Origin of the sequence: Streptomyces sp. NPDC020192 (assembly GCF_044388685.1) — a bacterium.
In the GTDB taxonomy this organism is placed as follows: domain Bacteria; phylum Actinomycetota; class Actinomycetes; order Streptomycetales; family Streptomycetaceae; genus Streptomyces.
This window is the reverse complement of record NZ_JBIRXG010000134.1, coordinates 1-1,132: the sequence shown is the minus strand read 5'-3', so window position 1 is coordinate 1,132 and position 1,132 is coordinate 1. Positions and strand designations below refer to the sequence as shown.

The following is a 1,132-nucleotide window of genomic DNA, read 5'->3' as shown; positions in this document are numbered from 1 at the left end:
ACCGTTCCGGGAACACCCTAAAAGTGAACGATCATTTACGGAAGCGGGCCACTCCGCGGACTCCCGGAGAGGAGATCCACTGATGAGCACCGAGCTGAGCATCGGCGTCTACGCCTACGAGCACACCGAGGCACTGTTCGACGGCCGGGTCACGGTCGACGGGGTGGACGCGGTGTTCGAGACGGCACCGCTCGTGTCGGACATCTTCCGCCGCGCCGTCGAGGGACACTACGACCTCGCCGAGCTGGGTCTCACCTACTTCCTGCGCACCTTCGACCTCGACGACACGCCGTTCCTGGCGCTGCCGATCCTGCCGAACCGCAACTTCCGCCACTCGGCGATCTTCGTGAACACCGCCGGCGGGATCGTGAAGCCGCAGGACCTGGCCGGCCGGACCGTCGGCGAGTTCGCTCTCTACGGCCACGACGCCGGGATCTGGCCGAAGGGCATCCTGGCCGACGAGTACGGCGTGACCCCCGACCAGTGCCGCTGGGTGATCGGCGGCACCAACCACCCCATCCCCGCCTTCGACTGGGTCCCGCAGCCCGTCCCGGACGGCGTCGACGTGCGCCACGCGGAGGACGGCCAGACCCTCGGAGCCATGCTCGAATCCGGCGAGATCGACGCACTGATCTCCGTCGACGTACCGCAGGCCGTGCTGGACGGCTCCCCGAAGGTCGCCCGCCTGTTCCCCGACTACGAGGCCGTGGAACGCGACTACTACCGCCGCACCGGGATCTTCCCCCCGATGCACATCATCGCGATCCGCAGGGAACTGGCACATCGGCCGGGCCTCGCACGGGCCGTGTACGACGCCTTCACGCAAGCCAAGCAACTCGCCCAGCGCACGTACCTCGACGACGCCACCAAGCAGCACATGAGCCTCATCACGCCGTGGTTCAGCACGCTGTTCGAGCAGAACCGTCAGCTGCTCGGCGACGACTGGTGGCCCTACGGCGTCACCGCGAACCGCAAGGCCATCGACACCTTCTTGCGCTACCACCACGAGCAGGGCCTGTCGAAGCGAAAGCTGACGTGCCAGGACATCTTCGTGCCGGAACTCCTCGACACCTGAGTCGCGCGGCAACGGCGTTTCGGGCTCATCGATCCGAGAAGGCGAGACTGGCCGTCG

At 67.0% G+C, this 1,132-nt stretch carries 1 protein-coding gene; it reads left to right on the top strand.

The window, feature by feature from the left end; all coding sequences use genetic code 11:
- Nucleotides 1-82: 82 nt before the first annotated feature.
- A complete protein-coding gene (locus ACH47Z_RS47250) occupies nucleotides 83-1,075 on the top strand; it encodes a 4,5-dihydroxyphthalate decarboxylase (protein ID WP_399086882.1) in 993 nt (330 codons plus the stop codon).
- Nucleotides 1,076-1,132: the final 57 nt, after the last annotated feature.